3 protein-coding genes and 1 pseudogene are annotated in these 2,658 nt (G+C 67.7%); 3 read left to right on the forward strand and 1 reads right to left on the reverse strand.

All coding sequences use genetic code 11. From position 1 onward, the window contains the following. Nucleotides 1–235: pseudogene (locus tag ACRDUX_RS10235) on the reverse strand (hypothetical protein); the annotation flags it as partial. A 112-nt stretch (nucleotides 236–347) separates the two neighbouring features. Here ACRDUX_RS10235 and dop point away from each other — a divergent pair. From dop to prcB, 3 genes are all read left to right on the forward strand, one after another. Continuing rightward, nucleotides 348–1,844 (forward strand): depupylase/deamidase Dop, encoded by a 1,497-nt coding sequence (gene dop / locus ACRDUX_RS10240; protein ID WP_526413519.1) that lies wholly within the window; start codon nucleotides 348–350, stop codon nucleotides 1,842–1,844. A 116-nt stretch (nucleotides 1,845–1,960) separates the two neighbouring features. After that, nucleotides 1,961–2,155: a ubiquitin-like protein Pup gene (locus ACRDUX_RS10245; RefSeq protein WP_526388386.1), complete on the forward strand. Its 195-nt coding sequence runs from the start codon at nucleotides 1,961–1,963 to the stop codon at nucleotides 2,153–2,155. Then, nucleotides 2,152–2,658, forward strand: a 507-nt coding sequence (gene prcB / locus ACRDUX_RS10250) for a proteasome subunit beta (RefSeq protein WP_526413521.1), incomplete at its 3' end; no start/stop codon positions are given. The genes ACRDUX_RS10245 and prcB, both read left to right, overlap by 4 nt.

Raw genomic sequence — 2,658 nt, forward strand, 5'->3', positions numbered from 1 at the left:
ACGTGGTCAGGATGACCCACTCCAACGTCGAGGGGTCATCGTCGATGTCGATCGTCCGGCCGCCCGCCGCCCAGGTGACGACACCGATCGAGACCATCAGCGTCGAGCCGGCGGCCAGCACCGGTGCCGAACGGCGCCACAGCCGGCGCCACCGCGCGCGCCTGGTGAGCACCGAAGGCAAACCGCGCTGCAGGAACCACGTTTCGGCGGCGACGCGGTCCGCGGGCTCAGGCACGGCGTAAGTTGACCAACCAACGGTCCCAAACCGCAAGCAGCCGATCCCCCCTCGCTCCGCTCCACCCCACGGGCCGTGATCGCCTCCCGCGAGCGTCCCCTAGGCTGAGGCCATGCAACGGATCATCGGTACCGAGGTCGAATACGGTATTTCGTCGCCGTCCGATCCGGCCGCGAATCCGATCTTGACGTCGACGCAGGCAGTTCTCGCCTACGCGGCGGCAGCGGGGATCCAGCGGGCCAAGCGGACTCGGTGGGACTACGAGGTGGAGTCACCGCTGCGCGACGCGAGGGGTTTCGACCTGAGCCGCGCCAGCGGGCCGCCACCGATCGTGGACGCCGACGAGGTCGGGGCGGCCAACATGATCCTGACCAACGGCGCGAGGCTCTACGTCGACCACGCCCATCCGGAGTATTCGGCGCCAGAGGTGACCGACCCGCTGGACGCGGTGATCTGGGACAAGGCGGGCGAGCGGGTGATGGAGGCGGCGGCACGCCACGTCGCGAGCGTGCCCGGTGCGGCCAAGCTGCAGCTGTACAAGAACAACGTCGACGGCAAGGGTGCGTCGTACGGGTCGCACGAGAACTACCTGATGAGCAGGCAGACCCCGTTCTCCGCCGTCATCGCGGGCCTCACCCCGTTCCTGGTGTCGCGCCAGGTCGTCACGGGTTCGGGGCGCGTCGGCATCGGTCCGTCCGGTGACGAGCCCGGATTCCAGCTGACGCAGCGTGCCGACTACATCGAGGTCGAGGTCGGCCTCGAGACCACGCTCAAGCGCGGCATCATCAACACCCGCGACGAGCCGCACGCCGATGCCGACAAGTACCGGCGGCTGCACGTCATCATCGGCGACGCCAACCTCGCCGAGACGTCGACCTACCTCAAGGTCGGGGCCACGTCGCTGGTGCTCGATCTCATCGAGGAGGGTATCGACCTCACCGACCTCGCCCTGGCCCGCCCCGTGCACGCCGTACACGTGGTCAGCCGTGACCCGTCGCTGCGCGCCACCATCGCCCTCTCCGATGGCCGTGAGCTGACCGCCCTTGCGCTGCAACGCATCTACCTCGACCGGGTGGCCAAACTCGTCGATTCGCGCGACCCCGACCCGGCCGCCAGCCGCGTCGTCGAAACGTGGGCGAACGTGCTCGATCTGCTCGAGCGGGACCCGATGGAATGCTCGGAGATCCTCGACTGGCCCGCCAAGCTGCGGCTCCTCGAGGGCTTCCGGCAACGGGAGAACCTCGGCTGGTCGGCGCCCCGGCTGCATCTCGTCGATCTGCAGTACTCCGACGTTCGACTAGACAAGGGCCTCTACAACCGGCTGGTGGCGCGGGGTTCGATGAAACGCCTCGTCACCGAGCAGCAGGTCCTCGACGCCGTGGACAACCCGCCCACCGACACGCGCGCGTACTTCCGCGGCGAGTGTCTGCGAAGGTTCGGCGCGGACATCGCCGCAGCGAGCTGGGATTCGGTGATCTTCGACCTGGGAGGTGACTCACTCGTGAGGATTCCAACCCTGGAACCGTTGCGGGGGAGCAAAGCCCACGTGGGAGCACTGCTCGATTCCGTGGACAGCGCCGCGGAACTCGTCGCGCAGCTCACCACCTGACAACCGGCATTCCGGCGGTCGACCGGTAGGGTGGAAGAACCGGCGGGCCCTGTGAGTCCGCTGACGAGCGCTCGCGCGAGGACTCGACGAGCTTCGATGACAAGCAGGAGGCAGCGATGGCTCAGGAGCAGACCAAGCGTGGTGGCGGCGGCGGCGATGACGACGAAGCCACCGGCAGTACTGCCGCTGGCCAGGAGCGTCGTGAGAAGCTCACCGAAGAGACCGACGATCTGCTCGACGAGATCGACGACGTGCTCGAAGAGAACGCCGAGGACTTCGTTCGCGCGTACGTCCAAAAGGGCGGACAGTGACCTGGCCGCATAACGATCGGCTGTCACCTTCTTCACAGATGCCGGGAGCCCCCGGAGCGCATTCCCTAGCGATGGACACGTCGTCGTTCTCTGAGCTGCTGCGTCGACAGGCTCCGCATCTGCTGCCTGCGGGCGCGACGGTCGAGGACATCACGGTCAGCAATGCGCTGCCGCACGGCACCACGATCGTGGCGATCAAGTTCCCAGGCGGCGTGCTGATCGCAGGTGACCGCCGCTCGACGCAGGGCAACATGATCGCCGGGCGCGACGTGCAGAAGGTGTACGTCACCGACGACTACACGGCGACGGGCATCGCGGGCACCGCCGCCATCGCGGTGGAGTTCGCGCGCCTCTACGCGGTGGAACTCGAGCACTACGAGAAGCTCGAGGGCATCGCGCTGACGTTCGCGGGCAAGGTGAACCGGCTGGCGATCATGGTGCGCGGCAACCTCGGGGCAGCGCTGCAGGGTTTCGTGGCGTTGCCGCTGCTGGTGGGCTACGAC

This window comes from Mycobacterium sp., from assembly GCF_050701675.1.
In the GTDB taxonomy this organism is placed as follows: Bacteria; Actinomycetota; Actinomycetes; order Mycobacteriales; family Mycobacteriaceae; genus Mycobacterium.

Excerpts from the sequence above, each read along its gene's own strand:
- dop (WP_526413519.1), top strand. The coding sequence starts at position 348 with ATGCAACGGATCATCGGTACCGAGGTCGAATACGGTATTTCGTCGCCG.
- ACRDUX_RS10245 (WP_526388386.1), top strand. The coding sequence starts at position 1,961 with ATGGCTCAGGAGCAGACCAAGCGTGGTGGCGGCGGCGGCGATGACGAC.